This is a genomic window from Cupriavidus sp. 01L45, from assembly GCF_056399885.1.
Genome location: NZ_JBFTSG010000135.1, coordinates 1 through 2936, shown reverse-complemented (window position 1 = coordinate 2936; position 2936 = coordinate 1). Strand labels below are relative to the sequence as shown.

General features: G+C 66.1%; 3 protein-coding genes. 1 reads left to right on the top strand and 2 read right to left on the bottom strand.

Annotated elements, in window-relative coordinates; all coding sequences use genetic code 11:
- Positions 1-182 (bottom strand): 3-keto-5-aminohexanoate cleavage protein (locus AC1DT6_RS40270; protein ID WP_477102143.1); only part of this gene is annotated, 182 nt, incomplete at its 3' end.
- Between the two features lie 2 nt (positions 183-184).
- Complete coding sequence (locus AC1DT6_RS40265; RefSeq protein WP_441637650.1) at positions 185-1132, bottom strand: universal stress protein; 948 nt, start codon at positions 1130-1132, stop codon at positions 185-187.
- Between the two features lie 375 nt (positions 1133-1507).
- On the opposite strand from AC1DT6_RS40265, the gene AC1DT6_RS40260 reads away from it, so the two are divergent.
- Positions 1508-2936, top strand: a 1429-nt coding sequence (locus AC1DT6_RS40260) for a winged helix-turn-helix domain-containing protein (RefSeq protein WP_477112220.1), incomplete at its 3' end; no start/stop codon positions are given.

The following is a 2936-nucleotide window of genomic DNA, read 5'->3' as shown; positions in this document are numbered from 1 at the left end:
TGGAGGTGCAGCACCGTGGCACCGGCGTTGTAGCAGTCAACGGCCTTTTGCACCTGTTCCTCCATCGTCACCGGAATGTCTTCGGGGAAATCCGCCGGCATCCACTCGGGGCCGTAAGGCGCCACGGTGATGACCACTTTGTCCTGGTTCTCGGGGTGCAGGGAATCGTCGAGGAATTGCATGTTTAGTCCTTGTCGGGTTGGGGCAGAGTCAATTGCGTCAGCAGCTCTGCAAAGCTGGCGTCGGAGCGTATCCCGACGTGGTGAGTCACTGCGGGGGTCAGTGCCAAATGCACATCGTTCCAATCGCCCTCGGTCAAGTGGCGGCGCGCCGCCGGGAGCACAACGCCTTCTTCGCGGCCCATGTATTCCCATACCTGGCGGGCATACTGCTCGACGGCCTGGGCTAGCGCCGCAAAGGCGGGGGCGCTGCCGTCGGCTTGCTCCACTTGCGTGGCAAGCTCATCCAGCAGGCTCTGTTGACGCAAGTGCTGGCGGGACAACTCGTCCAGTTCCGCGCGCATGGCCTCGCTGCGCCGGCCCAGGCGGCGGAATAACGTGACCTCCTTGCGCTGCAGCAGCGGATGGACCACCAAGCGAACGTACTCGATCGCCGCCAGCAGCGGAGCCGAGGCCATTGACGCGCCCGGCGGGGGCGGCGTTTCGAGGAGGTTCAGCCAGGCATGCAGCAGCGCGGTCAGGCGCTTGTACTCGCTGTGCAGCAGATCGATAGCCGGAATGGGCGCGGGTACGCAGTTGGCGCCGATTGACAGCACCGGAATGCGGGCATGCACCAGCATGTGGCGGGCAGCGGAGGACAGCTCCGCGAGTTGCCCCGTGCCATGGGCGAGGACAATCGCGTCGCAGCCCGCCTGGTCCGCCGCGGCCAGTAACGCGCGCGCCGGCTGCTCGGCAACGATGCTGGCCACCGTGCTTGTCAAGCCTTGCGCACGCGCTGCCGCATCGGCACGGACGAGTGCCTCGCGGGCCTGCGACGGGCCGCGCGCGCCTGCCGCCTGCGCGTACCGGAAGCTGATGCGCGCGCCGTGGCTGCGAGCCAGTGCGATGGCTTGCGCCGTTGCATTGGCGCCGTGATCGCTAGGATCGACAGGAACAAACAGATGGCGGAACATGTTTCGAGGCCGGTTTCGGGTCAGAGCGAGATGGATGCATTGGCGGGCGCTTGTGCCTGCCGGCGCATGGCATGCATAGCCGTGGATAACCTTGTGATCGCTGCAGGCCCGGGATTGGCGCCTGGCGTCGTCGCGATTGCGTGGTTGGTTGCCGGCATTGCATCACTTTCGTGGTTGTATTGCATGGATTGGATGTTAGGAGCGTGCGGGTGGGAGGCTCCCCCCAGCGGCGGGGGGGAACGGCACAGGGATATCCCTGGGAGCGGCCTTCGACGCGCCTGGCCTGTCTATAATCGCCGGCACTGGCGATCCGCCCCATCCCATCCGGCTCTTCTGCCCATCCACGCGAACGGCATAGCCTGCCGGGCTTATTCGATGACAAATTCCACCAGTGGCACTGGCGTCACAGCATCGGCATTCCCGCTCAAGACCAGTCCACCGCGCGGACCGCGCCACCTCCTTGCGCGCCGACGCCTGCGCTCGGACTGCGAGCACTTTGTCGACAGGCCCGTGACGATCGCGCAAGCGCCTGCCGGCTTCGGCAAGACATCCCTGCTGATCCAGTGGCACCGCGAGTACATCATGCGCGGCAGCGCGGTTGCCTGGCTGTCATTGGACGAGCATGACGATCCGGGGCGCTTGTTGACAGGGCTCGCGAGCGCGATTCGCTCAGGCTGCGGGCGGCCAGCATTCGGCAGACGGCTGCCGGACGGGGATGGATCGTCCCGCGGGCCGCTGGAAGGCTTCACCGCGTGGCTGGCGGAGATTGCGCACGTTGCGCTCGATATCGTCCTGATACTCGATGAAGCCGAGCGGCTGCCGGAATCCAGCCGCGATGCGTTGATCTACCTGCTCAACAACCTGCCACCCAACCTGCGCATCGTGGTGGCGGCCCGGGGCGGGTTCGACACGGTCATCGAGCGGCTGGGCCCCTATGACCAGTGCGTGAAGGTCGATGCCGGGACGCTGCGTTTCCGCCTGGAAGAGACGATCGCACTGATCGGCAGCCACTTCGACGCCAGTGTCGAAGCCGACGCGAGCGCCAGGCTGCATGACGCGACCGAGGGCTGGCCGCTCGGCCTGCAACTCGCGCTGGCCGCAATCACCCATGCGCCCGATCCCGTTGCCGCTATCGATGCCTTCGCCAACAGCACCGGCGGCATGCGCGAGCACTTCGTGACCGCGCTGCTCGCCCGGCTCTCCGATGCGGATACCGGATTCCTGACGCGTATCTCGATTGTGGAGTTGTTGCATGCCGATCTTTGCCGCGCCGTGACGGGGTTGCAGGATGCGAAGGAGCGCCTGCAGCGTCTTATGCATGACACGCCGATGTTTGTCGTCGCGGACCAACATGGCGAGTGGTTCCGCCTGCATGCATTGGCACGCGATGCGCTGCGCGCCCGGCTGACGGACCTCCCGGCGCAGGAACTCGAAGGGATGCACGATCGCGCCATGCACTGGCTTGCCGATCATGGCATGACCGAAGCTGCCGCGCGCCACGCGCTTGCCAGCGGCCAGCGCGAGACCGCCTACGGCCTGGCGCAGCGCTGCCTGCATGAGGCGGCGACGCGCGGTCAATTGTCAGCCGTGCTCGAATGGCTCAAATGGCTGCCCGAGTCCGAACTGGACAAGCATCCACGCCTGCGCCTCGCGGTGGCATGGGCGCTGGCGCTGAGCGAGCGTCATCAGCAGGCCGAGGCGCAAGTGCGCAAAATCCTCCACCACGCGACACCGGACGACGCCATGCGCTACGAGATCGATCTGATCCTGAGCGCCGCCGCCTATTACGCGGACGAGCCGGATT

Bases quoted from the DNA above. Each gene is read 5' to 3' on its own strand.
- AC1DT6_RS40265 (WP_441637650.1), bottom strand. From the start codon at position 1,132: ATGTTCCGCCATCTGTTTGTTCCTGTCGATCCTAGCGATCACGGCGCC.